General features: G+C 72.4%; 21 protein-coding genes, 1 tRNA gene and 1 pseudogene. 12 read left to right on the top strand and 11 right to left on the bottom strand.

All coding sequences use genetic code 11. The features are described from left to right. Window positions 1-262 (top strand): annotated as a pseudogene (locus tag ACFYWQ_RS35470) (transposase); the annotation flags it as partial. Between the two features lie 76 nt (window positions 263-338). Then, a complete protein-coding gene (locus ACFYWQ_RS35465) occupies window positions 339-953 on the top strand; it encodes a tyrosine-type recombinase/integrase (protein WP_389522392.1) in 615 nt (204 codons plus the stop codon). Window positions 954-1,043: 90 nt separating this feature from the next. On the opposite strand, the gene ACFYWQ_RS35460 is transcribed toward ACFYWQ_RS35465, so the two are convergent. From ACFYWQ_RS35460 to ACFYWQ_RS35450, 3 genes are all read right to left on the bottom strand, one after another. After that, complete coding sequence (locus ACFYWQ_RS35460; RefSeq protein WP_389522390.1) at window positions 1,044-1,391, bottom strand: hypothetical protein; 348 nt, start codon at window positions 1,389-1,391, stop codon at window positions 1,044-1,046. A gap of 111 nt (window positions 1,392-1,502) precedes the next feature. Continuing rightward, a tRNA-Arg gene (locus ACFYWQ_RS35455) sits at window positions 1,503-1,575 on the bottom strand. Between the two features lie 211 nt (window positions 1,576-1,786). After that, a complete protein-coding gene (locus tag ACFYWQ_RS35450) occupies window positions 1,787-3,121 on the bottom strand; it encodes a M6 family metalloprotease domain-containing protein (RefSeq protein WP_389522389.1) in 1,335 nt (444 codons plus the stop codon). Between the two features lie 336 nt (window positions 3,122-3,457). Here ACFYWQ_RS35450 and ACFYWQ_RS35445 point away from each other — a divergent pair, with 336 nt between their 5' ends. Both ACFYWQ_RS35445 and ACFYWQ_RS35440 read left to right on the top strand, forming a co-directional pair. Beyond that, the gene (locus ACFYWQ_RS35445) at window positions 3,458-4,102 is read left to right on the top strand and encodes a TetR/AcrR family transcriptional regulator (RefSeq protein WP_389522387.1); all 645 of its coding nucleotides are present in this window, start codon (window positions 3,458-3,460) and stop codon (window positions 4,100-4,102) included. Window positions 4,103-4,463: 361 nt separating this feature from the next. Beyond that, window positions 4,464-6,020 (top strand): MFS transporter, encoded by a 1,557-nt coding sequence (locus tag ACFYWQ_RS35440; protein WP_389522386.1) that lies wholly within the window; start codon window positions 4,464-4,466, stop codon window positions 6,018-6,020. 127 nt (window positions 6,021-6,147) lie between these two features. Here ACFYWQ_RS35440 and ACFYWQ_RS35435 read toward each other — a convergent pair whose 3' ends face one another. After that, window positions 6,148-6,657, bottom strand: coding sequence for a MarR family winged helix-turn-helix transcriptional regulator (locus ACFYWQ_RS35435; RefSeq protein WP_389522384.1), 510 nt, complete (start codon window positions 6,655-6,657; stop codon window positions 6,148-6,150). Window positions 6,658-6,790: 133 nt separating this feature from the next. Here ACFYWQ_RS35435 and ACFYWQ_RS35430 point away from each other — a divergent pair, with 133 nt between their 5' ends. Continuing rightward, window positions 6,791-7,618, top strand: coding sequence for a dioxygenase (locus tag ACFYWQ_RS35430; protein WP_389522382.1), 828 nt, complete (start codon window positions 6,791-6,793; stop codon window positions 7,616-7,618). A gap of 115 nt (window positions 7,619-7,733) precedes the next feature. Here ACFYWQ_RS35430 and ACFYWQ_RS35425 read toward each other — a convergent pair whose 3' ends face one another. Beyond that, window positions 7,734-8,264 carry a GNAT family N-acetyltransferase gene (locus tag ACFYWQ_RS35425; protein WP_389522379.1) on the bottom strand — a complete coding sequence of 177 codons (531 nt, stop codon included), beginning with the start codon at window positions 8,262-8,264 and terminating at the stop codon, window positions 7,734-7,736. Window positions 8,265-8,471: 207 nt separating this feature from the next. Here ACFYWQ_RS35425 and ACFYWQ_RS35420 point away from each other — a divergent pair, with 207 nt between their 5' ends. Further along, window positions 8,472-9,470, top strand: a complete 999-nt coding sequence (locus tag ACFYWQ_RS35420) for an RNA polymerase sigma factor RpoD/SigA (RefSeq protein WP_389522377.1) — start codon at window positions 8,472-8,474, stop codon at window positions 9,468-9,470. A gap of 727 nt (window positions 9,471-10,197) precedes the next feature. After that, complete coding sequence (locus ACFYWQ_RS35415; protein ID WP_389522406.1) at window positions 10,198-10,851, top strand: TetR/AcrR family transcriptional regulator; 654 nt, start codon at window positions 10,198-10,200, stop codon at window positions 10,849-10,851. A gap of 36 nt (window positions 10,852-10,887) precedes the next feature. Here ACFYWQ_RS35415 and ACFYWQ_RS35410 read toward each other — a convergent pair whose 3' ends face one another. Further along, window positions 10,888-11,943 (bottom strand): helix-turn-helix transcriptional regulator, encoded by a 1,056-nt coding sequence (locus ACFYWQ_RS35410; RefSeq protein ID WP_389522376.1) that lies wholly within the window; start codon window positions 11,941-11,943, stop codon window positions 10,888-10,890. Window positions 11,944-12,218: 275 nt separating this feature from the next. Between ACFYWQ_RS35410 and ACFYWQ_RS35405 the strand changes: the two genes are divergently transcribed. The 4 genes from ACFYWQ_RS35405 to ACFYWQ_RS35390 all read left to right on the top strand — a co-directional run bounded on the left by ACFYWQ_RS35405 (window position 12,219) and on the right by ACFYWQ_RS35390 (window position 16,968). After that, window positions 12,219-12,980: a DeoR/GlpR family DNA-binding transcription regulator gene (locus ACFYWQ_RS35405; RefSeq protein WP_389522374.1), complete on the top strand. Its 762-nt coding sequence runs from the start codon at window positions 12,219-12,221 to the stop codon at window positions 12,978-12,980. Continuing rightward, window positions 12,977-13,924 carry a 1-phosphofructokinase gene (gene pfkB / locus ACFYWQ_RS35400; protein WP_389522373.1) on the top strand — a complete coding sequence of 316 codons (948 nt, stop codon included), beginning with the start codon at window positions 12,977-12,979 and terminating at the stop codon, window positions 13,922-13,924. The genes ACFYWQ_RS35405 and pfkB overlap by 4 nt, the downstream gene beginning before the upstream one ends. 217 nt (window positions 13,925-14,141) lie before the next feature. Beyond that, window positions 14,142-16,367, top strand: a complete 2,226-nt coding sequence (locus ACFYWQ_RS35395; RefSeq protein ID WP_389522371.1) for a fructose-specific PTS transporter subunit EIIC — start codon at window positions 14,142-14,144, stop codon at window positions 16,365-16,367. Window positions 16,368-16,782: 415 nt separating this feature from the next. Next, a complete protein-coding gene (locus ACFYWQ_RS35390) occupies window positions 16,783-16,968 on the top strand; it encodes a hypothetical protein (RefSeq protein ID WP_389522369.1) in 186 nt (61 codons plus the stop codon). A 116-nt stretch (window positions 16,969-17,084) separates the two neighbouring features. Here ACFYWQ_RS35390 and ACFYWQ_RS35385 read toward each other — a convergent pair whose 3' ends face one another. The 3 genes from ACFYWQ_RS35385 to ACFYWQ_RS35375 all read right to left on the bottom strand — a co-directional run bounded on the left by ACFYWQ_RS35385 (window position 17,085) and on the right by ACFYWQ_RS35375 (window position 20,471). Then, window positions 17,085-17,831, bottom strand: coding sequence for a DUF6227 family protein (locus ACFYWQ_RS35385; RefSeq protein ID WP_389522367.1), 747 nt, complete (start codon window positions 17,829-17,831; stop codon window positions 17,085-17,087). Between the two features lie 244 nt (window positions 17,832-18,075). Further along, the gene (locus tag ACFYWQ_RS35380) at window positions 18,076-19,134 is read right to left on the bottom strand and encodes a P1 family peptidase (protein ID WP_389522365.1); all 1,059 of its coding nucleotides are present in this window, start codon (window positions 19,132-19,134) and stop codon (window positions 18,076-18,078) included. An 86-nt stretch (window positions 19,135-19,220) separates the two neighbouring features. Continuing rightward, entirely contained in the window at window positions 19,221-20,471 is a 1,251-nt protein-coding gene (locus ACFYWQ_RS35375; RefSeq protein ID WP_389522364.1) for a low temperature requirement protein A, read from the bottom strand. A 164-nt stretch (window positions 20,472-20,635) separates the two neighbouring features. Here ACFYWQ_RS35375 and ACFYWQ_RS35370 point away from each other — a divergent pair, with 164 nt between their 5' ends. Continuing rightward, entirely contained in the window at window positions 20,636-20,890 is a 255-nt protein-coding gene (locus tag ACFYWQ_RS35370; protein ID WP_389522363.1) for a hypothetical protein, read from the top strand. A gap of 118 nt (window positions 20,891-21,008) precedes the next feature. Here the strand turns inward: ACFYWQ_RS35370 and ACFYWQ_RS35365 are convergent, their stop codons facing one another. Then, window positions 21,009-21,428, bottom strand: a complete 420-nt coding sequence (locus ACFYWQ_RS35365; protein ID WP_389522404.1) for an MscL family protein — start codon at window positions 21,426-21,428, stop codon at window positions 21,009-21,011. Window positions 21,429-21,620: 192 nt separating this feature from the next. Then, window positions 21,621-22,343 carry a hypothetical protein gene (locus tag ACFYWQ_RS35360; RefSeq protein ID WP_389522362.1) on the bottom strand — a complete coding sequence of 241 codons (723 nt, stop codon included), beginning with the start codon at window positions 22,341-22,343 and terminating at the stop codon, window positions 21,621-21,623. Window positions 22,344-22,426 lie beyond the last annotated feature (83 nt).

Raw genomic sequence — 22,426 nt, 5'->3', positions numbered from 1 at the left:
CATACCACCGTCATCGCCGACGGCGGCTACCGCGGCACCGGTCTGGTCATCCCGCACCGCCGCGAACGCGGCCAGGCCGACCTCCCCGAATGGAATAGAGGAACACAATTCCTCCCACCGCAAGGTCCGCGCCCGCGTCGAGCACGCCTTCGCCCGCATGAAGACCTGGAAGATCCTCCGCGACTGCCGCCTCAAGGGCGACGGCGTCCACCACGCCATGCTCGGCATCGCCCGCCTCCACAACCTCACCCTCGCCAGATGAGAGGCAACGATGCTGGTCAACCGGCATGTCGTAGATCATTTACGGGACAACGCTTAACGCGGCAGGCGCCTACCGGGTGTTCATCCTGCTGCTGGCCTACACCGGACTGCGCTGGGGCGAGGCATCCGCGCTCAAGGTGGGCCGCGTCGACCTGGACGCCTGTCGGGCCCACATCGTGGAGGCGTACGCCGAGGACAACGGCAAGCTCTACCTCGACACCCCCAAGAACCACGAGCGCCGGTCCGTACCCATCCCGCGGTTCCTGGCCGACGAGCTGAAGCCCCACGTCAAGGGGAGAGGAGATGACGACTTGCTCTTCACCGCCCCGCAGGGCGGGCCGCTGCGGGCCCGGAACTTCCGTCAGCGGTTCTTCGCGCCGGCGGTCGTAAAGGCCGGGCTGGGGCATCTCAAGGTCACCCCGCACAAGCTGCGCCACACGGCGGCCTCGCTCGCCATCGCCAGCGGCGCGGACGTCAACGTCGTACAGACGATGCTGGGCCACAAGTCCGCGACGCTGACCCTGGACACCTACGGGCACCTCTTTCCCGACCGCCTGGACGAGGTCTCGAAGAAGATGCACAAGCGCCGCTCCAAGCAACTGGCCAAGGCAAAGGCCAAGCTGGAGAAGGCGGAGCGGAAGGCCCGTGAGGCCGCTGAGACTGTGGCCGCCCTGGAGGCAGACGCCGCGTGATGTGTGCCTAACCCGTGCCGGGGCGCCGTAACCGAAAGGGGCACCCCACCGCGCTGATGCGGTGGGGTGCCCCCTTGCGTCTTCCTCGGATCAGGTCAGTCGCGGCCGACGGCTTTCCTCCCAGAACCGGTCCATCGCAGCAGCGGCCGCATCCCCAGCCAACCGCTCGATCCTCTCGGGCACCTCGCGCTCGTCGAGGACGAAGAGCCTCCCGCCGACGAGGTGCGTGGTCGTCTTCCAGCCGAGACGCCGTCCCGCCTCCCTGGCGGCACGCCGGACGTCCTTGAGCTCGCCCATCTCCGCAAGATCGTCTGCGCCGAGGATCAGCTGACCGTAGTAGCCCTCGTACTCCGGCTTCAGGGCGGCCCGCATCAGCGACTCAAGCCGGTCGACCAGCTTCTCGTACCGGCGCCGGGCCAGCTCATCCTTCGCGGGCATCTCGCACAGCTCCCCACCTCTGCCCGCAGCCGCATGTGCCATATGTGTGCTGCGAGTACGAAGGCCCTCCCGTCCGTCGGACGGAAGGGCCTCTGACCAGGCGTTTTTCTGTGCCCCCGGCAGGATTCGAACCTGCGACACCCGCTTTAGGAGAGCGGTGCTCTATCCCCTGAGCTACGAAGGCGAGGCGGTGGCCGGGTGGGCCACAGGCGTCAGCGTACCGGATCTCCTGGGTGGGGTGTGGGGGTCAGGGCACAGCGGAGCGGGTGGTGAGGAGGCCGTGTGGGGCCGTTCGCGGCGGGTGGGGGAGGCCGTGGTCGTCTCGGTGGGCATCCCTGCGTCGGTGTGCCGGTGGTGCAGGCCTGCGGTGGTGCGGTCCGGTGGTGCGCCGCGGTCTACCGTCGGGTCACCCGTACCCGGTAGTCGCCCTTGAGGTTGGCCGCCGTCACCGCGATGCGTACCCCCCGTTTCGGGTCCTCGAAGGACTGGCCGGGGGCGAAGGGGGCGTCGGAGAGTTCCGCGTGGACGTTGGGGCTGCGGGTGCAGCCGCCGCTGTCGCGCCGGGAGTCGTAGACCGTCACCGGGCCCATGCCGGTGTCGATGTCCGCGTCGACCCGGTAGATGAGGATGCCGGGGCGGCACACGGCCTCGTCGTTGCCGCCGCGGGTGCGCAGTTCGACGGCGTAGCCGCTGCGGTGGTCGAGCGGGACGAAGACCAGTTTGGGGCCGCCGGGCCGGGAGAGGGGGGTGAGGGTGTACTCCCGGGTGCCGTGGGTCGCCGCGCAGTTGATCTGCTTGGCGTCCAGCCAGCCCAGCTTCCACTTGTGCCAGCCGAGCAGGTCGTTGTTGGCGCCCCAGTCCTCGCTCATGATGTCCCAGTGGCCGACCGAGCCGCCGCCCTCCTGGGTGTAGAGGTCGGGCAGGCCGAAGACGTGGCCGTTCTCGTGCGGCAGGACGCGGTAGCCGGTCTCGGCGTAGGAGCCGGAACCGTCGTCCTGGCGGGAGTAGACGAAGGAGGCGTTCGCGACGAGGACGCCGTCGGCCACCGGCGCCTCGGTGTTGCCGGCGAACGTCACCGACAGGACCGTGTCGAGCGCGGACGGCCCGGCGTTGGGGGTGACCAGCACGTTCAGCAGGTCGTACGCCCGGAAGTCGACGGTCCGGTCGGCGGCGGCCACGATGTCCTGGACGAGGTCCCGGTAGCCGGGGTCGAAGGGGGCGCCGCGCTCTATCCCGTACTCCTTGAACGGCTTGGGCATGCGCAGCCAGCGGCCGACCGGTGATTCGGGGCGGTAGTCGAGGCGGCCGTAGGAGGCGGTGCGGAACCACCGCTGGGTCTTCGGGAAGAACTCGCGGAGACGGGCGCGCGCGTCGCCCCGGCCGGGGGCGTCCGAGAAGTCGATCATGAGGTTGAGGGCGCGGACGGTGCCGGTGGAGCGCGCGTAGCCGGCGGAGGTCGGCACGCCCTCGGACATCTGCACGGCGGTGCTGCCGTTGATCATGCAGGGGGAGAGGGCGGCCGAGCGGGCCAGGGGGACGGGCCCCGCTCCGGCCCGTGCCGGGCCCGGGCCGAAGTGTCCGGTGCCGGCCGAGGTGCTGACCGCGAGCGTCAGCGCGGTGACGGCCGTGAGGGCGGCCGCGCGGCGCGGGCGCGTGCGTATGCGGCGGCGGAGCGGCTCCCGGGGCGGGCCCGGCCGGGCCTCCCGGGTGCGCTCGGACTGCGGCTGCATGCGGGAACCTCTCACTCCGGGCAGCCACCGTCACCGACTGCACCCTTGCGATCACCCTCCGTCCGGCGTGGCGGGGGCGCTCGCCGGGGCGGCCGATCGTGGGTTACTTCCACGTAGGGGAGTGACTCAGGTCACATGAAAAGAGTTCGGGGGTGGGAAATAACCGGGGATCGTTTCCCCGTTTAGTCAGGTGTCCGGCTGAAACGGGGAGAGCTTCCCCGGATCGGTCCCTCCGTCTTTGCCTCAGATGTCTCCGTGGTCCGCTTCGCGGTGGATCGCCCCTCCGACTCGACAGATCCGACAGATCCGACAGACTCGACACGCAAGGAGTACGCCGTGCAGACCGCAGCTTCCGCGCAGCGCAGGACGGCCCGGCCGCGTGCCGACGCGCTGCGCAACCGGGAGCGGATCGTCAACGCCGCCCGCGAGATGTTCGTAGAGCTCGGCCCCGACGTGCCGCTCGACGACATCGCCCGCCGGGCCGGGGTCGGCAACGCCACGGTGTACCGCAACTTCCCCGACCGCGACGCGCTGGTCCGCGAGGTCGTCTGCTCCGTCATGGACCGGACGGCCGAGGCGGCCCGGCAGGCGCTCGCGCAGACGGGCGACGCCTTCAGCGCGCTGGAGCGCTTCGTGCACGTCGCCGCCGACGAACGTGTCGGCGCCCTGTGCCCGATGGTCGCCAGCACGTTCGACGACAACCATCCGGACCTCGTCGCCGCCCGGCTGCGCGCCGAGCACCTCGTCGACGAGGTCATGGAGCGTGCCCGGCAGGCCGGTCAGCTCCGCGACGACGTGGGCATCGGTGACCTGATGGTCGCCGTGGCCCAGCTCAGCCGGCCCCCGGCCGGCACCGGCTGCCTCAGCGCCGACCGCTTCGTCCACCGCCATCTGCAGCTGTTCCTGGACGGGCTGCGGGCTCCCGCCCGCTCCGCCCTGCCGGGTGCGGCCGTGACCATGGAGGACCTGCGTAAGGCCTGAGCGAATCCCGGCAGTTCAGCGGCAGTTCAGCAGCAGTATCAACAGCGGTTCGGCGGCTGTGTCAGCAGCAGTTCGGCGGCCGTATCGGCAGCAGTTCAGAGGCAGTTCGACGACAGCTCGACGGCAGTTCCAGCAACTCCCGGTCAATTACTGGGCGGCTTCCGGCACTTCAGCCCCCGCGGTGATCGCCGCCGGGGAAGGCAGGTCCGGCTGATCGCTCCCTGAGTCCCTTCTTCCTTCTCCCTTCTTCCTTCTCCCTTCTTCCCTCTCCGTTCTTCCCTCGCCCTTCTCTCTGCTCTCGCGTTCCTCAGCACGTTCTGCACACCTTTTTCCGTCACGAAGTCCCGAAGTGGGTACACCCATGTCTGAAACAGTCACCACCAAGGCGTCGTCGCCCGGTGTCCGCGAGGCGGATCCGGGCCGCTGGAAAGCGCTCGTGTTCATCGCGCTCGCCCAGCTGATGGTCGTCCTCGACGCGACCATCGTGAACATCGCGCTGCCCTCCGCCCAGACGGACCTGGGCATATCCGACGGCAACCGCCAGTGGGTGGTCACCGCCTACGCGCTCGCCTTCGGCGGGCTGCTGCTCTTCGGCGGGCGGATCGCCGACCTGTGGGGCCGCAAGCGCGCCTTCGTCGTCGGCCTGGCCGGTTTCGCCGCGGCCTCCGCGCTGGGCGGCGCGGCCACCAACGAGGCGATGATGTTCGGCGCCCGCGCCCTCCAGGGCGTCTTCGGGGCCCTCCTCGCCCCCGCCGCGCTCTCCCTGCTCGCCGTGATGTTCACCGACGCCAAGGAGCGCGCCAAGGCGTTCGGCATCTACGGCGCGATCGCCGGCGGCGGTGGCGCCGTCGGTCTGATCCTGGGCGGGTTCCTCACCGAGTACCTGGACTGGCGCTGGACGTTCTTCGTGAACATCCCCTTCGCCGTCGTCGCCGCGGCCGGCGCCTACTTCGTCATCCGTGAGCCCGAGGGCGGCCGCAACCGCTCCCCGCTCGACATCCCGGGCGTCGTCCTGTCCACCCTCGGCCTGGTCGCCCTGGTCTACGGCTTCACCCGCGCCGAGTCCGAGGGCTGGGGCGACGCCCTGACCGTCGGCATGTTCGTGGCGTCGGCCGTGCTGCTCGCCGCGTTCGTGCTGGTCGAGGCGAAGGTGAAGGCCCCGCTGCTGCCCCTGCGGGTGGTCACCGAGCGCAACCGCGGCGGCGTCTACCTCTCGCTCGGCCTCGCGATCATCGCGATGTTCGGCCTCTTCCTCTTCCTCACCTACTACCTCCAGGTCGTGAAGGGCTACACGCCGGTCCGGACCGGCTTCGCCTTCCTGCCGATGGTCGCGGGCATGATCACCGGCTCCACCCAGATCGGCACCCGTCTGATGACCCGGGTCGCGCCCCGGCTGCTGATGGGTCCCGGCTTCCTGGTGGCCGCGCTCGGCATGCTGCTGCTGACCCGGATGGAGGTCGGTTCCTCCTACGCGGCCGTGCTGCTGCCGGGCATGCTGCTGCTCGGCCTCGGCATGGGTACGGCGTTCATGCCGGCCATGTCGATGGCCACCCAGGGCGTCGAGCCCCGGGACGCCGGTGTCGCCTCCGCGATGGTCAACACCTCGCAGCAGGTGGGCGGCGCGATCGGTACCGCCCTGCTGAACACGGTCGCCGCCTCCGCGACCACGTCCTACATCACCGGCCACATCGCCTCCGCGACCTCCCGGCCGCAGCAGCAGCTGGTCCAGCTGGAGGGCATGGTGCACGGCTACACCAGCGCGATCTGGTTCGCCGTGGGCATCCTCGTCGCCGCGGCGGTGATCGCCCTGACCCTGGTCAACGCCGGCAAGCCGGACCTGGGCGCCGCGAGCGGCCCGGGCGCGCGGGACGGCGAGGGCGCCGAGGACGCCGTACCGGTGCCGGTGGTCGCCCACTGAGTCCACTGTGTCCACTCGGTCCACTGGGTCCACTGGGTCCACTGAGTCCGCGTGGCGGCCCGGCGGCGCAGGGGAGCGCCGCCGGGTCCCTGCGACCCGATCCGAACGACGGGTCTGACGACAGGGCCTAACGGAGCCAGGGCAGGTCCGCGCCCGCTTCGTCGGGCTGGAGTCCCTCGGCGACGATCTCCATGATCTCGCCGAGGGACTTCTGCTGTTCGGGGGTGAGCCGGTCGAACAGCGCGTTGCGTACGGCGGCGACATGGCCCGGGGCGGCGCTCCTCAGTGTCTCCATGCCCTGGTCGGTGAGGACGGCGAACTGGCCGCGCTTGTCGGAGGGACAGTCCTCGCGCCGCACCCAGCCGTTCTTCTCCAGCCGGGCGACGGCGTGGGAGAGACGGGAGCGGGTGATCTTGGCGTCCCTGGCCAGTTCGGTCATGCGCAGGCGGCGGCGGGGGGACTCGGCGAGCTTGACGAGGAGCCCGTAGTAGATGTGGGGCATGCCCGCGTCGCGCTGGAGCTGGCGGTCCAGCTGGTCTTCGAGGAGGTACGTGGCGTGCAGGTACGAGCGCCAGATGCGCTGCTCCTCTGCGGTGAGCCACTGGGGCTCGTCGGCGGGTGCGGCTGCCTTCGTCATGGGTCCACTCTACGGGCTTTGTCCTTGAAATTTAAACAAGTGGCGCCTACAGTGGGACCCGTCAGGGAGCTTTAGAGTTCAAGCAGCGAGGGGTGCGAGGGCCGCCGTCCCGCCCTCGGAGGGAGCCGTCACCATGTCCGCCGCCGCACCGGGCCACCGTGCCGTCCCGCAGGACGACCTCCCCCGCGACCGCATGCCCGCCCTGTACCTCAGCCACGGCGCCCCGCCCCTCGCGGACGACCCGGTCTGGCCCGGCCAGCTCGCCGCCTGGTCCGCCGGCCTGCCCCGCCCCACGGCGATCCTGATCGTCTCCGCCCACTGGGAGGAGGCCCCGCTCGCCCTCGGCGCCGTCGAGACCGTCCCCCTGGTCTACGACTTCTGGGGCTTCCCCGAGCACTACTACCGGGTCCGGTACGAGGCCCCCGGCGCGCCCGCGCTCGCCGAGTCCGTACGCAAGCTGCTGCACGCCCCCGGCACCCCCGTCCAGGACATCCCCGACCGCGGGCTCGACCACGGCGCCTACGTCCCGCTCGTCGAGATGTTCCCCGCCGCCGACATCCCCGTCCTGCAGATCTCCATGCCGACCCTGGACCCGGTGAAGCTCATGGACATCGGCCGCAGGCTGGCGCCCCTGCGCGACGAGGGCGTACTGATCGTCGGCTCCGGCTTCTTCACCCACAACCTGGCCGCGCTGCGGCACACCGGACCGGGAGTGCCGAGCTGGTCGTCGGAGTTCGACGACTGGGGCCACCGCGCCCTGGAGGCCCGCGACTGGGACGCCCTGCTGGACTTCCTGCACAAGGCCCCCGCGGGCCGGTACGCCCACCCGCGCACCGAGCACTTCGCCCCCCTCTTCGTCACCATGGGCGCGGCGGAGGTCGCCGGCGAACTGGACGCGCAGAAGTCGGTGATCGACGGGTTCTGGCTGGGGATGGCGAAGCGGTCGGTGCAGTTCGGCTGAGGCGGGGCGCCGGTGCCGGTCGGGTGTCGGTCCGGTGCCGGTGCCGGTGCCGGTGCCGGTGCCGGTCGGGTGCCGGTCGGGGGCCGGTGTGGGCACGACGCCCGTACCGTACGCCTCAGAGTTCCTTCTCGTACCAGGCCACGTCCCAGAAGCGGCCGAACTTGCGGCCCACCTCGCGGTACGTGCCGACGTACCGGAAGCCGAAACGCTCGTGCAGCCGTGTCGACGCCTCGTTCGGCTGGGCGATGCCCGCGTAGGCGCGGTGCAGGTCCTGCCCGGCCAGGGCGGCGAACAGCGCCTCGTACAGGAGTGTGCCGATGCCGCGGCCCCCGGCGTCCGGGGCGACGTACACCGTCACCTCCACCGATGTCGCGTAGGCGGCCTTCGGGCGGTGGGGGCTGGATGTGGCGTACCCCAGGATTCGCTGTGCATCGCCTTCGGGTGTCCCCTGCGTGGCAACCATCAGCCGGTGCGGGCCGTCTTCAGGGTGGGAGAGCAGCCAGGGGCGGCGCTCCGCCGGAGTGGACGACACGGTGTCGAATGTGATGGGCGTCTCACGGACGTAGTGGTTGTAGAGGTCGGTGAGGGCGTCGAGGTCCCCCTCGACTCCTGGCCTGACCTGCACCTCTGTACGTTCCGGCGGCATCGTGACTCCCCTCGGGCGGCCCGACAGGGTACTGCAAGATCAGAAAAAATGAGGGGCGGGTTGGGAATTCTGTCCTGATTCCAGTCGTTGTTTCCATCGGATGCAGGGCACCCGAGGAGAGTCCCGGTTGACAGTCCCGGGAGGACCCGAGTAACGGCCCGGTGTCCACGGACCACCCGCTGACCCCATCATCGCAAGGGAGCACGCATGGCAACCCGTGCCGTCGCCCGTCGTAAGTCCGCCACCGGCGAGACGGCCGACGCGGCAAGCAGCGCTCGCGTCCACGGCGGCGAGATCGCCGACCGCGATCTGGTCGGCATGTACCTCGACGAGATCGCGCGCACGCCACTGCTCGACGCCGCCAAGGAAGTCGAGCTGTCGCAGATCATCGAGGCGGGTGTGTTCGCGCGGCAGGTTCTCGACGGATACGAGGAGTCCGCCGCGGACGCCTCCCGCGAGGAGCTCGAGGCGCTCGTCGCCGAGGGGGAGCGCGCCAAGGACGTCTTCATCCGTTCCAACCTCCGCCTGGTCGTGGCCGTCGCCCGCCGTTACCCGCGCAGCGGACTGCCCCTGCTCGACCTGATCCAGGAGGGCAACGCCGGCCTGGTCCGCGCGGTCGAGAAGTTCGACTACCGCAAGGGCTTCAAGTTCTCCACGTACGCCACGTGGTGGATCCGTCAGGCGATCACGCGCTCCATAGCCGACCAGTCGCGCACGATCCGGCTGCCCGTCCACCTGGTGGAGGAGCTCGGCCGTATCCGCCGCGTCCAGCGCGAGTTCAACCGTGAACACGGCCGCGAGCCGGAGCCCGCCGAGATCGCCGCCGAGCTCGGCTCCACGCCGGAGCGTGTCATCGACGTGCTCGACTGGGCCCGTGACCCGGTCTCCCTCAACATGTCGGTCGACGACGAGGGCGAGACCCAGTTCGGCGACCTGCTCGAGGACACCTCCGCGGTCTCCCCCGAGCAGTCCGTCCTCACGCTGCTGCGCAGCGAGGAACTGGACGGCCTGATCGACCGGCTCGACCCGCGCACCGCCTCGATCATCAAGATGCGGTACGGCATCGAGGACGGCCGTGAGCGCACGCTGACCGAGGTCGGCAAGGAGCACGGCCTCACCCGTGAGCGCATCCGGCAGATCGAGAAGCACGCCCTGCTGGAGCTGAAGAAGCTGGCCCGGGACACCGGGTTCGAGGCGGCGGCCTAGGAGGCCGGCGGGCAGCGCACCGGCGGACGCGGGGCGAGGTGGCGGCCCCTGCCGGGGATGCGCGGGCAGGGGCCGGGGGCGGCAGGACATGGGCCGGAGGGGGCTGCGCCCATGCCACCGGCGTACGCCGGGTGGCGAGAGTCCGCGCAAAGATGGCGGTACAACGCCGCTTCAACCGGCCGGACGCGGGAACAGAACTCCATGGCACGAGAGTTCGGATTCGGTGGAGTCGGACGTCGGACCGGACCTCGAAGCCCTCGTGAGAGAAAGCCGGTTCCCTCGTTGGTCCGCCCTCGCCGGGAATCGCTCCGTCACACCGCGAGCCACTCCGGTCGACCCTGAGTCGACCCTGAGCCAAGTCCCGACGCACTCCCCCCGGCGCCGGGACTCTCCCCGAGCCGGGCTTCGGCGCCCATCCCCCCTGGCGCCGGGGCCCGGCTCCTTCCGTGGGCTGCGGGCATGTCGAGGGGGCGGGGCACCCCGTACCTGAACCCCGGGGTGGCCCGCCCGGATGGCAGATTGTGTCACATGGGCATAGCCTGCCGAGGTGATCAGCTCCACCCCCGCACCGCCGCCCCGCCCCGCAAGAATCACCGGAGCCATCCCCGGCGCTGTCTCCGGGACCATCCCCAACGATGTGCTCGGGATCATCCCCAACGATGTGCTCGGGATCATCCCCGGAACGTCCGCCGGATCGGTCCGCGGAACTCCCCCGGCGCCCACCTCGCTGACCGAGCGGCGCAAGGCGGCGACCCGGCTGGAGATCGCCCGGGCGGCCGCCGGCCTGTTCGTGAGCCGAGGACTGAAAGCCACCCGTGCGGAGGACATCGCCCAGGCCGCGGGTGTCGCCCCGCGCACCTTCTACCGGTACTTCGCGACCAAGGAGGAGTCCGTCGCGCCCCTCTACGCGGCGGGCGCCCAGCGCTGGACGGAGGCGGTGCGCGAGGCGCCGGCGGACCTGCCGCTGCCGGCGGCCCTGGAACACGCCGTACGGCACACGTTGACGCCCGGCGCCGGTGTCTCGTCGGCCTCCTGGGAGTGGGTCCGCACCCTGATCCGCCTGGCGACGAGCAGCCCGGCCCTGGGCAAGGTCTGGGCCGAGGTGTGCCACACGTCGGAAGGGGCGCTCGCGGAGATCCTGGCCGAGCGTGCCTCCCGTCCCCACCCGGACGACAACGTCGCCGACGCCCCCACCACCCCCCACCGGCGCTTCACCGCCGCGGTCGCGAGCGCGGCCGTCAGGGTCGCCGTGGAGAGCTGGGCCATGGCGGACGGCCCGGCGGACGGCCCGGAAGGGCCGACGGAACTGGCGTTGCGCAACCTGGCTGTGCTGCGGGGGGTCCGGTGGGAGGAAGGGGAGGGGGAGAGGAGCGAGCTGTGAGGCGTGAGGCGTGAGGCGTGAGGCGTGAGCGGTGACTCAAGGGGAGCCAGGGGAGCCAGGGTTCGCTGTGACCGGTGTGGTCAGGGGTGTGGCCGGTGAGGAGACCGGTGAGCTGGCCGGCGGGCCCCCCGCCGCCCTCGTCAGGCGCTCGCCCCACGCCCGTACGCAGTCCACCAGCTCATCCGGCGCGCGGACCGAGAACTCGCAGCCCACCATCGCCAGCCGCACCGCCAGCCACTCCACCGGGTCACCGGTGACCCCGCGCAGCGAACAGCCGCCCGCGCCGCCCTCCTCCGCCACCGGCTGCCCGTACCACGTGGGCAGCCGGCCCGCCACGACCTCCGCGGGTGCCGCGAACGAGACCTCGAACGCGTACGTCTCCTGCTGCCGCCGGATGGAGTGCCGCAGGTATTCCGCCGCGTCCCCCTCCGGGACCTCCCGCGGTGCGAAACGGGCTCCGGTGGCGAAGGGCTCGCTCACCCGGTCGACGCGGAACGTCCGCCAGTCCTGCCGTTCGAGGTCGTAGGCGACCAGGTACCACCGCCGTCCCGTGGACACCAGGCGGTACGGCTCGGTCAGCCGGCGGGACCGGGTGCCGTCCTTCGCGCGGTAGGCGAACCGCAGCCGCTCCCGCCCGGCCACCGTCGACGCCATCACGGTCAGCGTCTCGGGTGCGATGCTCGCCCCGTCCCCGCCGGTCAGGGGGGTGGTCGCGGCCTGAAGGGTGGAGACCCGGTGCCGTAGCCGGGACGGCAGCACCTGTTCCAGTTTCGCCAGCGCGCGCACCGACGCCTCGTCGACGCCCTCCAGGGCGTGTCCGGCGCCCGCCCGCAGGCCGACCGCGATCGCCACCGCCTCCTCGTCGTCGAGGGCGAGCGGTGGCAGGGCCTTGCCCGCGACCAGCCGGTACCCACCGTCCGAGCCCTTGCTCGCCTGCACGGGATAGCCCAGCTCGCGCAGGCGGTCGATGTCCCGGCGGACCGTGCGGCGCGACACCCCGAGCCGGTCGGCGAGTTCGCCGCCGGGCCATTCGCGCGGTGTCTGGAGCAGGGAGAGGAGCTGCAACAGCCGTGCCGGAGTGTCCGTCGTCATGTGGTCGAGGATTCCGCACCACTAGGACGTGTTCTGACCTATCGCGTTCCTGGCGCGAGGGGGACCCGGGCTCGGGCTGGAAGTCCGTTCATGCCCGAATGGGGCCCGAACCTGTTTACTTCTCGGACATCGGTGCGTAGTCTCTGAGGAGAAACCACAGGTTCAGGCGTAAAGCCGGACAGGTCGGACAGGTTGGATGTCGGGCGAGGGTCGGTCGAGGGTGGGCCGGATGCCCGGACGGACATCGGCCGGGCGGAAGTCGGAGGCGAACGGACATGTACGCACCGGAGCGGCAGCAGGAGATCCTGCGGCTCGCCCGTGACGGCGGCCGGGTGGACGTCCTGTCGCTGGCCGAGGAGTTCCAGGTCACCGCGGAGACCATCCGCCGCGACCTGAAGGCCCTCGACCGCGCCGGACTCGTCCGACGGGTGCACGGCGGTGCCATACCGGTCGGACGCCTCGACTTCGAGCCGGACCTCACCGAACGCGAGAGCACCTCCGCCGACGAGAAGGACCGCATCGCCAAGGCGGCCCTCACCGAGCTGCCGACCGAGGGCACGCTGATCCTCGACGCCGGAACGACGGTCGCCCGGCTCGCCGCCGCGATCCCCCTGGAGGCCTCGCTCACCGCCGTCACGCACTCCCTGCCCATCGCCGCCCGCCTGGCCGACCACCCCGGCATGCAGCTCCACCTCGTCGGGGGACGGGTACGCCACCGCACCCGCGCCGCCGTGGACGCCTGGGCGCTGCGTGCCTACGGCGAGATCCGCGCCGACGTCCTCTTCGTCGCGGCCAACGGGTTCTCCACCGGACACGGACTGACCACACCCGACCTCGCCGAGGCCGCGGTCAAGCGCGCGGCGATGGCCGCCGCCCGCCGTGTGGTGCTGCTCGCCGACTCCTCCAAGCACGGCCAGGAACACTTCGCCCGCTTCGGCGACCTGAGCGACGTGGACCTGCTGATCACCGACAGCGGGCTGAGCCCCGACGACGCGGCCGCCATCGAGCGCGGCGGCACGGAAGTAGTACGCGCATGATCCTCACCGTCACCCCCAACCCCTCCCTCGACCGCACCTACGAGGTCCCGTCGCTGGAACGCGGCGAGGTCATCCGCGCCGGCGGCGAACGCATGGACCCCGGCGGCAAGGGCGTCAACGTCTCGCGTGCCGTCGCCGCGGCGGGGCGGCGCACGGTCGCCGTCCTGCCCCTGGGCGGTGCGCCGGGCGCGCTCGTCGCCGACCTGCTCGACGCCCAGGGCATCGAGGTCGCGCCGGTGCCGGTCGCCGGAGCCACCCGCTCGAACATCGCCCTCGCCGAACCCGACGGCGTCCTCACGAAGATCAACGCGCCGGGTCCGGAACTGACCGCCGCCGAGCAGGAACTGCTGCTGGAGACGGTGCGCGAGCAGTCGCGCGACGCGGACTGGATCGCGTGCTGCGGCAGCCTCCCGCGCGGGCTCGCGCCGTCCTGGTACGCCGATGTGGTCGCGCGGGCGCACGCCGGCGGCGCGCGCATCGCACTGGACACCTCGGGGCGCGCGCTGCTGGAGGCACTGCCCGAGCGGCCCGACGTCGTGAAGCCGAACGCCGAGGAACTCGCCGAGGCCGTCGGGCGCCCCCTGACGACCGTGGGCGACGCGGTGAAGGCGGCCGAGGAACTGCGCGGTATGGGGGCGCGTGCCGTGCTCGCGAGCCTGGGCGCCGACGGCCAGCTCCTCGTGTCGGACGCCGGTACGTGGTTCGCCTCCGCACGCGTCGACACCGTCCGCAGCAACGTGGGGGCGGGCGACGCCTCCCTCGCCGGGTTCCTCGTCGCCGGCGGCGGCGGCCCCGAGGCCCTCGCCTCCGCCGTCGCGCACGGCGCGGCCGCCGTCCAGTTGCCCGGCAGCGTGATGCCGACCCCGGCCGACCTGGACCCGGCCGCGGTGACCGTCACCGACCGCGTCCCCGTGGACCGCGAACTGAAGGAGCCGGCGTCATGACACCCCTCGTGCGCCCCGAACACCCCGTAGCCCCTGTGTTCCTCGAACACCCCGCACTCCCCGTGACCCCGGCATTTCCTGTCACCCCCGTGCTCCCCGGCGCGCCGACCACCTCCACCGATCCCACCGCTCCGGCAGCCCCCCGCTGCACCCCCGTCCCCTCTCCCTCCCCCGCCCACCCCACATTCCGGGCGATACGCGTGCGAAGGAGCCCGCGATGAGTGACATGATCACCGCGGATCTGGTCGACCTCGACCTGTCCGCCGACACCAAGGAAGCGGCGGCGCGGTCCCTCGCGGAGCGCATGCTGGCCCGGGGCCGGGTGACCGACCTGGAGGGCTTCCTCGCCGACGTCGCCGCCCGTGAGGCGCAGATGCCGACCGGCCTCGACGGCGGCATCGGCATCCCGCACTGCCGCAGCGTCCACGTCACCGAGCCGACGCTCGCCTTCGGGCGCAGCGCCGCGGGCGTCGACTTCGGCGCCCCGGACGGCCCCGCCGACCTGATCTTCCTGATCGCCGCTCCCGCCGGCGCCGACGACGCCCACCTGACGATCCTGTCGTCACTCGCCCGGCAGCTGATGAACGCCGAGTTCACCGACGCACTGCGGGCGGTGGACGACACGGCGGCCGCGGCGGCGCTGATCCGCGGGGACGAGGTCCCCGCTGCCGCCGGGACCCCTGCCGAAGCCGGCCCGACCGCCTCGGACACCGCGCCCTCGGACACCGCGCCCTCGGACGGCGCGGACTCCCCGCGGCCGGCGGGCTCCGCGGCCCCCACCGACTCCGTGGCGCCGCCGGTGGCGGCCTCCGCCGACGGCGCCACGGGCACCCCCCGAGCCACGGACACCACCCCTGCGGCCCCTGCGGCCCCTGCGACCCCCGCGACGCCTGCCGAGGGATCCGAAGGGGCCGAGGGAGGCGAGGGCGAGCGGCGTCCCTTCCGTGTCGTCGCCGTCACCTCCTGCCCGACCGGCATCGCGCACACCTACATGGCGGCCGAGTCCCTGGAGAACGCCGGGCGCGAGGCGGGCGTCGAGGTGGCCGTGGAGACCCAGGGTTCGGCGGGTTTCGCCCGGCTCGACCCGGCCGTCATCGAGGCGGCGGACGGCGTGATCTTCGCCCATGACGTCCCCGTACGCGACAAGGACCGCTTCGCCGGGAAGCCCACCGTCGACGTCGGGGTGAAGGCCGGCATCAACCGTCCCGCCGAACTCCTCGCCGAGGTGCGCGGCAAGGCCGAGCGCGGCGAGGTGACGTCGGGCGCTCCCGCGGGCGCGGGCACCCCGGTCGAACGGGCCGGCGACTCCACCGAGGGCTACGGCACCAAGCTCCGCAAGTGGCTGATGTCCGGCGTCAGCTACATGGTCCCGTTCGTCGCCGCCGGCGGTCTCCTCATCGCCCTCGGCTTCGCGATCGGCGGCTACGACATCAACGAGGCGCCGTCCGTCATGGACCACTTCGTGTGGACGCAGGCCGACAGCTGGGGCGCCCTGCTCTTCCAGATCGGCGGCGTCGCCTTCGGCTTCCTCGTCCCGGTCCTGGCCGGGTACATCGCCTACGGCATGGCCGACCGGCCCGGCCTGGTGCCCGGCTTCGTCGGCGGCGCGATCTCGCTCACCGTCAACGCCGGCTTCCTCGGCGGTCTGGCGGCCGGTCTGATCGCCGGAGCGGTGGTGATGGCGATCCAGAGGATCAGCATCCCGCCGGTGCTGCGCGGCATCATGCCGGTGGTGGTGATCCCGCTGATCTCCTCGGCGATCGTCGGATTCCTGATGTTCGTCGTCATCGGCAAGCCCATCGCCGCGGCGCAGAAGGCCATGACCGACTGGCTGGCCGGCCTCACCGGCGCCAACGCCGTCCTCCTCGGCGCCCTGCTCGGCCTGATGATGTGCTTCGACCTCGGCGGCCCCGTCAACAAGGTGGCCTACGCCTTCGCCACCGCCGGCATCGCCGTCGCCGACCCGAGCGACTCCGCGATGAAGGTCATGGCCGCGGTCATGGCGGCCGGCATGGTCCCGCCGCTGGCGATGGCCCTCGCCACCACCGTGCGCGGCAGGCTCTTCACCCGCACCGAGCGCGAGAACGGCAAGGCCGCCTGGGTCCTGGGCGCCTCCTTCATCTCCGAGGGCGCCATCCCGTTCGCCGCGGCCGACCCGATCCGCGTGATCCCCGCCTCGATGGTGGGCGGCGCGGTCACCGGCGCCCTGTCGATGGCCTTCGGCGCGACCCTGCGCGCCCCGCACGGCGGCATCTTCGTGGTCCCGCTGATCGGCAACCCGCTGCTCTACCTGGTGGCGATCGCGGCGGGCGTGTGTGTGACGGCGGCCCTGGTCGTCGTCCTCAAGGGCCTGCGCAAGCCGGTCGCCGACGCCGCGGCCCCCGGCGCGGAGAGCCGCCCGGCCGGCCCGGCGGCGGGGAAGAAGCAGCCGGTGGCGGCGTAGCGGACGCCCGCCGCCGGAGCGGCCGGTCGCAGCCCCCGAAGGACGGGGCCGCGACCGGCCGCTCGTCGCTCTCTGCGGTATTGGTGCGACCTGCGCCACCTGCGAGATACATCACGGTCGGAGCCGAATATCCGGATCTTGAGGTCTACTGTTCGGCATGCCTGAGCACCCCTCGATGCCCCGGCCGGCGCGCGCGGCCGTTCTCGTTCTGGCCTGCGCCGCAGGGTTGGCCGGCCTGGCCCGCGTCCTGCGCCGCGGCAGCCGTGGCGCGGGCGTGCCGGGCCCGGGCAAGGCCGTACGCCGTTCAGGGGGGCGCTCACGGAGCGCGGAAGCGCCCGCCTCGCCCCCTCATGAAGCAGAAGAGGCAGGAGAGGCAGGAGAGGCGGGGGAGACTGGGGAAGGCAGGGAGGCTCGGGTGACCGATCTGCGCCCCGCCTTCGGTGAGCGTCCCGCACGGCAGGACGCCCCCGGGACCCCTCGTTCCCTCCCCGCCCTCCCGGGCCAGCACCGGATCGGACCGCCCTCGGAGGCCGTGCCGCTGACCCCGGCGGAGCAGGCCGCCTTCACGGACCTCGTACGGCGACTCGACGACGGAGACTGAGCGTCGGCGTCAGGACCGGCCGCGCTCGTCTCGGCGCGCCGGCGAGCGCGCGAGTGGCACCCCGGGCGCACGGGCGGTGACCCGGGCGCCCGGGCAGGGACGTGAGGTCGCGCGGGTCAGGAGACCTGTGCCGCCCGCCGCTCCATCGCCTCCCGCGCAGCCGCCTCCGACGGGTACACCTCGCACATGTGCCGCCCGTCGGGCGTCGCCGTGTGCTCGACCTCCCACAGGGACAGCTCCCGGCCGTCGTGGAGCAGGAACGCGTGCTCGTAGAGCGCGAAGCCCAGACCGATCCGCCCGGCCCGGCAGGGGCGCCCGAAGGCCTGCGTGATCTGGTGGGCGAACGCCGTCCTCAGCAGCGCTGCGATGTCCGCGCCGGGCCGGTCGGTGTTCTCCGCCCGGCGCAGCAGACGGCGCGCGTGGTCCGCGGAATCGTCCGGCACGTACACATGCCGGGGCGCGGGGATCGGCGGCAGCTGCACCAGCACCGGCAGCTCGAACTCGGGCGTGTCCGGCTGCAGCGGAAGCCGCGCCGTGGCGGTCAGTACCTCCTCCTCGTCGACGTACACCTCGTGCTGCGGCTCGCTGCCCGGCTCGGGGTTGTGGACGAGTTCCCACAGCGTGAGCGCGGAGCCGTCGGCCAGCAGCCAGGTGTGCCGGTACGTCTCGCGGTGCAGCCCCGCGCTGTGGTGCGCGGAGTGCAGCGAGCTGTCGTGCGCGAGCGCGCAGTCGAGCCGCCTTATCGTGTCGTCGGGCAGCTCGAACGAGTTCAGGGCGCGACCGAGGAGCCGCGCGAGGTGCTCCTCCGGAGTCTCGGGCGACTCGGCTGGTTCGTGCGCTGCCGTCTCGTACGGAACGCTCAAGGTTTCTCCCGGCGTTGCTGCATGTCACCTTGTGGGTGCATACCGTAGCCCCTCGGCCGGACATCATGTCCGGGAACCGAGAAAACGTACGCCGGGAAAACGCCGGAGCCGCGCGATAAGTTCCCGCACAGCCCGATGATCTGTCAGAAAGCGCCGGTCAGAGCCGAGTTCCGCCGAAAACGGGGGCGCATTCCGGCAGGATGCGCCCCCCTCGCGCTCCACTCGCCCCAGTGATCCGCCACCGCTACCGCTCCCGTTCCCGCCGACGCTCCCGTTCTCCGTACAACTCCTCGTAGCCCAGCCACATCCCCCCTGCCGCCTGCACCGACTGCGCCGACCTCACCGCCCGCACGATCGCCCGGGTCACCACGTCCGCGCCGGCCGCGAGGACGTCGTTCAGCGCGAGCGGATGGTCGGGGACGAGCGGGCGTGCGCCCGTGGCCAGTGCGAAGACCGTGTCCCCGTCGTTCAGCAGGTGCACCGGCCGCACCGCGCGCGCGATGCCGTCGTGTGCCGTGCCCGCCAGCTTCTGCGCCTGGGCCTTCGTCAGGGCGGCGTCGGTGGCGACCACCGCCAGCGTCGTGTTGAGGGGGGTGGGGGCGTTCTTCGCCGCGCTCTCCGCGAGGCGCCGTCGCGCGGCGGCGTGCACGCGCGGCTCCGGGTGCTCCACCCGCCCCCGCCCCTGGAACAGCTCCCCGTACAGCACCCCCGTTTCGGGGTCCATGGCCGACCCCAGCGCGTTGGCCACCACCAGCGCGGCCACGGTGATCCCCGAGTCGAGAACGACACCGGCGGTGCCGACCCCGCCCTTCAGGTCCCCGACCGCGGCGCCCGTGCCGGCGCCCACGCAGCCCTCCGGCACGATCGCGCCGGGCTCGCTCGCCGCGGCGGCCTCGACCGCGGCCCGCCCGGTGGCCGCGTCCGGGCGGGCCCGGAAGTCGCCGCCGCGCCCCAGGTCGAAGACGCAGGCGGCGGGCACCACGGGCACGACGTGCGCGGGGTCCGGCCCGACGGGCACTCCGCGGCCCCGCTCCTCCAGCCAGGCCATCACCCCGGACGCCGCGTCGAGCCCGTAGGCGCTGCCGCCGGTCAGCACGATCGCGTCGACCCGCTGCACCACGTTGCGCGGGTCGAGGGCGTCGGTCTCCTTCGTCCCGGGGCCGCCGCCCCGCACGTCCACGGCGGCGACGGCCCCGCCCTCGGGTGCGAGGACGACCGTGGTGCCGGTGAGCCACCCGTCGCCGGTGCGTGTCGCGTGGCCCACCCGCAGGCCGGGGACGTCCGTCAGAGCGTCAACTGTCATGGCAGCAGTCTCGTCGAGCCGCCGGAGCGGTCCGTCCCGCGGGCGGATGCGTCGCCCGACCGGCGGGCCGCGTTCGGCGGGTGGTGTCACACCGCCGCGCCCGATGCCGGGGACGCGCCCCGCCGCGCGCTGCCGCGCGCCGCCCGGCGCGCCGTCAGCACGGTGCCGACCGCCACGGCCAGCGCCGACACCAGGCCGGCCGCGAGGACCGCCCACTCGCCGAGGAAGGTGCAGCAGATGACGAGGAGCGCGGTGATCGGCAGGACGAGCTGCTGGGCGAGGCCCACCTTGAAGTGGCGCGCGTGCAGCGCCCACACGGTGAGCAGGTAGAGCGCCGTCGGCAGGGTCACCGCGGACGAAGCGGCCAGCGTCGGGATGTGCGCCTTGCCGATCGCCTGCTCGACCGCCACCTCCAGGCCCGCGCCGATCGCGGCCGCCGAGGCGAAGACGACGTAGTGGCCGTAGCCCCACACGAACGCCTCCCTGCTGGAGCGCAGATGACCGTGGATCGGCACCAGGAAGTAGATCCACCAGGCGGCGAAGATGATCAGCAGGCCGCCCGCGGCGATGGGCAGCAGTTCGATGAGCGCCCGGCTCTCGTCGATGCCCGACTTCACGGCGACCGTGGCCGCGGCGATCGTCTCGCCGAGCACGATGATCGTGAAGAGCCCGTAGCGCTCCGCGATGTGGTGCGGGTGCCAGGCCGTCGGATGGTCCTTCTCGGCGTACAGCGGCACGCACATCTCCAGCACGGCCATCCCCAGGAACAGCCAGGGCCGGCCGGCCTCCGGCAGCAGCAACAGCCCCAGCCAGCCGATCTGGCAGAGGACCACGCCACCGGCGTACCGCAGCGCCATGGTCCGCTCCGGGCCCTCGCCGGACACCGCGACGCGCAGCCACTGCGCGGTCATGGCGAGCCGCATGATGACGTAGCCCAGCCAGACGGCCAGGAAGTCGTGGTCCTGGAACGCCTGGGACACGCCCGCCGCGAGGACGAGCACGCCGGCGATCTGGATCAGGGTGACGATCCGGTACAGGACGTCGTCGTTGTCGTAGGCCGAGGCGAACCAGGTGAAGTTCATCCAGGCCCACCAGATGGCGAAGAACATCATCGCGTAGTTGGCGATGCCCTCGCCCGTGTGGGACTCCGCGATCGCGTGGACCAGTTCGACGCCCGCCTGGGCCACCGCCACGACGAAGCAGAGGTCGAAGAACAGCTCGAGCGGCGAGGCGACCCGGTGGGCTTCGGCGCGCCCGCGTGCGGTCAGCCTGCGCACGGGCCTGGTGTGGTGGGGCGGGCCGGAGGGAGATGCCGGTGGGGGAGAGCTGGTCGTCATGGGTCCCAGCACAGCAGACAACCGGGGGTAATTCTTGTCGGAGGGCGCACGGAGTTGCCAGGTCAGACAGTGCGCGGCAGTGGACAGTGGCCGCCGGGTGCGGGGACCGGGCCCCGGCCGGGCCGGCCCCGTGCGGGGCGCCTTCGGGGCCGTACTCTTGAGGGATGAGTACGCCCCCCGCCGCTGGATCGCAGGAGCCGCAGGAGCCGCAGGAGCCGCAGGAGTCGCATGAGCCGCAGGAGCCCAGGGTGCCGCGCGCGCCGCACGGGCCGAAGGCCGCGCTGGTCTTCGACGACCCGCTGGACCAGCAGTCGTCGGACGACACGGACCGCGGGTGGGGCGAGCGTCCGGCGGGCGGCGGGGACAGCGCGGCCGACCTCAAGCGCTTCCTCGACGAGAAGCCGCCCCACCACCTCTGAAGCCGCGCCCACCGCCGTCCCCACCACCGGGCCTCGGACCGAGCCCCCGACCGAACAGCCGCCCCGACCTGCGGCCGAACTCCCGGCCGGGCGGTTGCGGTCGGTTGCGCCCCGAGCCCTACGGCTGGTTGTGCCCCGAGCCCCGCTGTGCGACCAGCGCGTCGCGGATCTCCTTGAGCACCTCCAGTTCGGTCACCTCGATGACCTCGTGCGTGCCCTCCCGGGCCTTCCTGCGCGCTTCCTGCCGCGCCAGGTACTTCGCCATGGGCAGCACCATCAGGAAGTAGACCACCGCGGCGGTGATCAGGAAGGTGAGCGTGGCGCCCAGGACGGAGCCCCACAGGATCCGCACGCCCGTCGCCGCGTCGCCCGTGCCGGTGCAGGGACCCTTGAGGCAGGAGCTGTAGCTGTCCAGGTTCTTGGTTCCGAACGCGCCGACGAGCGGGTTGATGATCCCCTTCACCACCGAGTTGACGATGTTCGTGAAGGCCGCGCCGATCACGACCGCGACTGCCAGATCGACGACGTTCCCGCGCATCAGGAAGGCCTTGAAGCCCTGCCAGACGCTGGGATCCTTCTTGTTCTCGGTCACCTCGGGGACACTCCTCGCATGAACGGGTTGTGAAACAAACAGCTCCGCAACCTACGTCAGACGATCGCGGGCCTGTCCCATGAGGTCGCTCGAACGAGGGACTTGACGGAGATCCGCACAGAATACGCACGACCGGTTTCACCACAGCGTCACCGCCAGGACGGCCGTCGTCCCCGCCCCCACCAGGCGTGCCGCGGTCGGCGGGGGAACCGACAGCACGACCAACGCACCGCCACCGCCACTGCCACCGCCTCCGCCACCGCCTCCGCCTTCGTCGACTGCACCGGCTCCGGCCACTGAGCCGTCGGCGACATCCGGCTCCGGCACCCTCGTCACGAGCGCCCTGCGCGCGACGACCCGGGCCTCCACCCGAGCCTCCTCCCGGACCCCGCCGCCCGTCGCCGCCCGCTCGGCGGCGATGACGTCGACCCGGTCACCGGGGCGCAGCAGCCGTACGGTGGCCGCGTCGGCGATCCGCACCGGCACCTCGACGACCTCGTCGGCGGGCCGACGCCGTACGGGACCGTCCGCCGACGGTCGTGCGCGGGCGGGTGCGTCCCGGTGGTCCGGGTGCCCGCGCGCCCGGTCGTGGGCGTCTCCCGGGACCGCCGCCACGAGCGCCGCGGCGGTGACGGCGAGGCCGAGCGCCAGGGCGCGCCGGCGGCTGCCGGTGATGCTCCGCAGCCGGTACCGCCCGCCGCGCACCCGCACGGGGGCGAACCGTGGCACCTCGCACGTGGCGGGAGCCTCCGCGCCCGGCGGGCACGGAGCGGAGGAGGAAACGGAGGAAACGGAGGAAGAAGAGGAAGCAGAGGGGGAGGGGGGAGAGGAGGAAGCAGTGGGAGAGGAGGAGAGGGACATGGTCGGGTCACCACCTGCGACGAGGAATCGGCCGAGGGATCGGCCGAGGGATCGGTATCGGCTCGCGCACCACGATGGACCCT

The sequence above is a fragment of the Streptomyces sp. NPDC003247 genome, assembly GCF_042888135.1.
Lineage (GTDB): Bacteria > Actinomycetota > Actinomycetes > Streptomycetales > Streptomycetaceae > Streptomyces.
The sequence above is the reverse complement of the archived record's forward strand: the minus strand, read 5'-3'. Positions and strand labels throughout refer to the sequence as shown.

Excerpts from the sequence above, each read along its gene's own strand:
- ACFYWQ_RS35460 (WP_389522390.1), bottom strand. The coding sequence starts at position 1,391 with ATGCCCGCGAAGGATGAGCTGGCCCGGCGCCGGTACGAGAAGCTGGTC.
- ACFYWQ_RS35450 (WP_389522389.1), bottom strand. The coding sequence starts at position 3,121 with ATGCAGCCGCAGTCCGAGCGCACCCGGGAGGCCCGGCCGGGCCCGCCC.
- ACFYWQ_RS35440 (WP_389522386.1), top strand. The coding sequence starts at position 4,464 with ATGTCTGAAACAGTCACCACCAAGGCGTCGTCGCCCGGTGTCCGCGAG.
- ACFYWQ_RS35435 (WP_389522384.1), bottom strand. The coding sequence starts at position 6,657 with ATGACGAAGGCAGCCGCACCCGCCGACGAGCCCCAGTGGCTCACCGCA.
- ACFYWQ_RS35430 (WP_389522382.1), top strand. The coding sequence starts at position 6,791 with ATGTCCGCCGCCGCACCGGGCCACCGTGCCGTCCCGCAGGACGACCTC.
- ACFYWQ_RS35425 (WP_389522379.1), bottom strand. The coding sequence starts at position 8,264 with ATGCCGCCGGAACGTACAGAGGTGCAGGTCAGGCCAGGAGTCGAGGGG.
- ACFYWQ_RS35420 (WP_389522377.1), top strand. The coding sequence starts at position 8,472 with ATGGCAACCCGTGCCGTCGCCCGTCGTAAGTCCGCCACCGGCGAGACG.
- ACFYWQ_RS35410 (WP_389522376.1), bottom strand. The coding sequence starts at position 11,943 with ATGACGACGGACACTCCGGCACGGCTGTTGCAGCTCCTCTCCCTGCTC.
- ACFYWQ_RS35405 (WP_389522374.1), top strand. The coding sequence starts at position 12,219 with ATGTACGCACCGGAGCGGCAGCAGGAGATCCTGCGGCTCGCCCGTGAC.
- pfkB (WP_389522373.1), top strand. The coding sequence starts at position 12,977 with ATGATCCTCACCGTCACCCCCAACCCCTCCCTCGACCGCACCTACGAG.
- ACFYWQ_RS35395 (WP_389522371.1), top strand. The coding sequence starts at position 14,142 with ATGAGTGACATGATCACCGCGGATCTGGTCGACCTCGACCTGTCCGCC.
- ACFYWQ_RS35380 (WP_389522365.1), bottom strand. The coding sequence starts at position 19,134 with ATGACAGTTGACGCTCTGACGGACGTCCCCGGCCTGCGGGTGGGCCAC.
- ACFYWQ_RS35375 (WP_389522364.1), bottom strand. The coding sequence starts at position 20,471 with ATGACGACCAGCTCTCCCCCACCGGCATCTCCCTCCGGCCCGCCCCAC.
- ACFYWQ_RS35370 (WP_389522363.1), top strand. The coding sequence starts at position 20,636 with ATGAGTACGCCCCCCGCCGCTGGATCGCAGGAGCCGCAGGAGCCGCAG.
- ACFYWQ_RS35365 (WP_389522404.1), bottom strand. The coding sequence starts at position 21,428 with ATGCGCGGGAACGTCGTCGATCTGGCAGTCGCGGTCGTGATCGGCGCG.
- ACFYWQ_RS35360 (WP_389522362.1), bottom strand. The coding sequence starts at position 22,343 with ATGTCCCTCTCCTCCTCTCCCACTGCTTCCTCCTCTCCCCCCTCCCCC.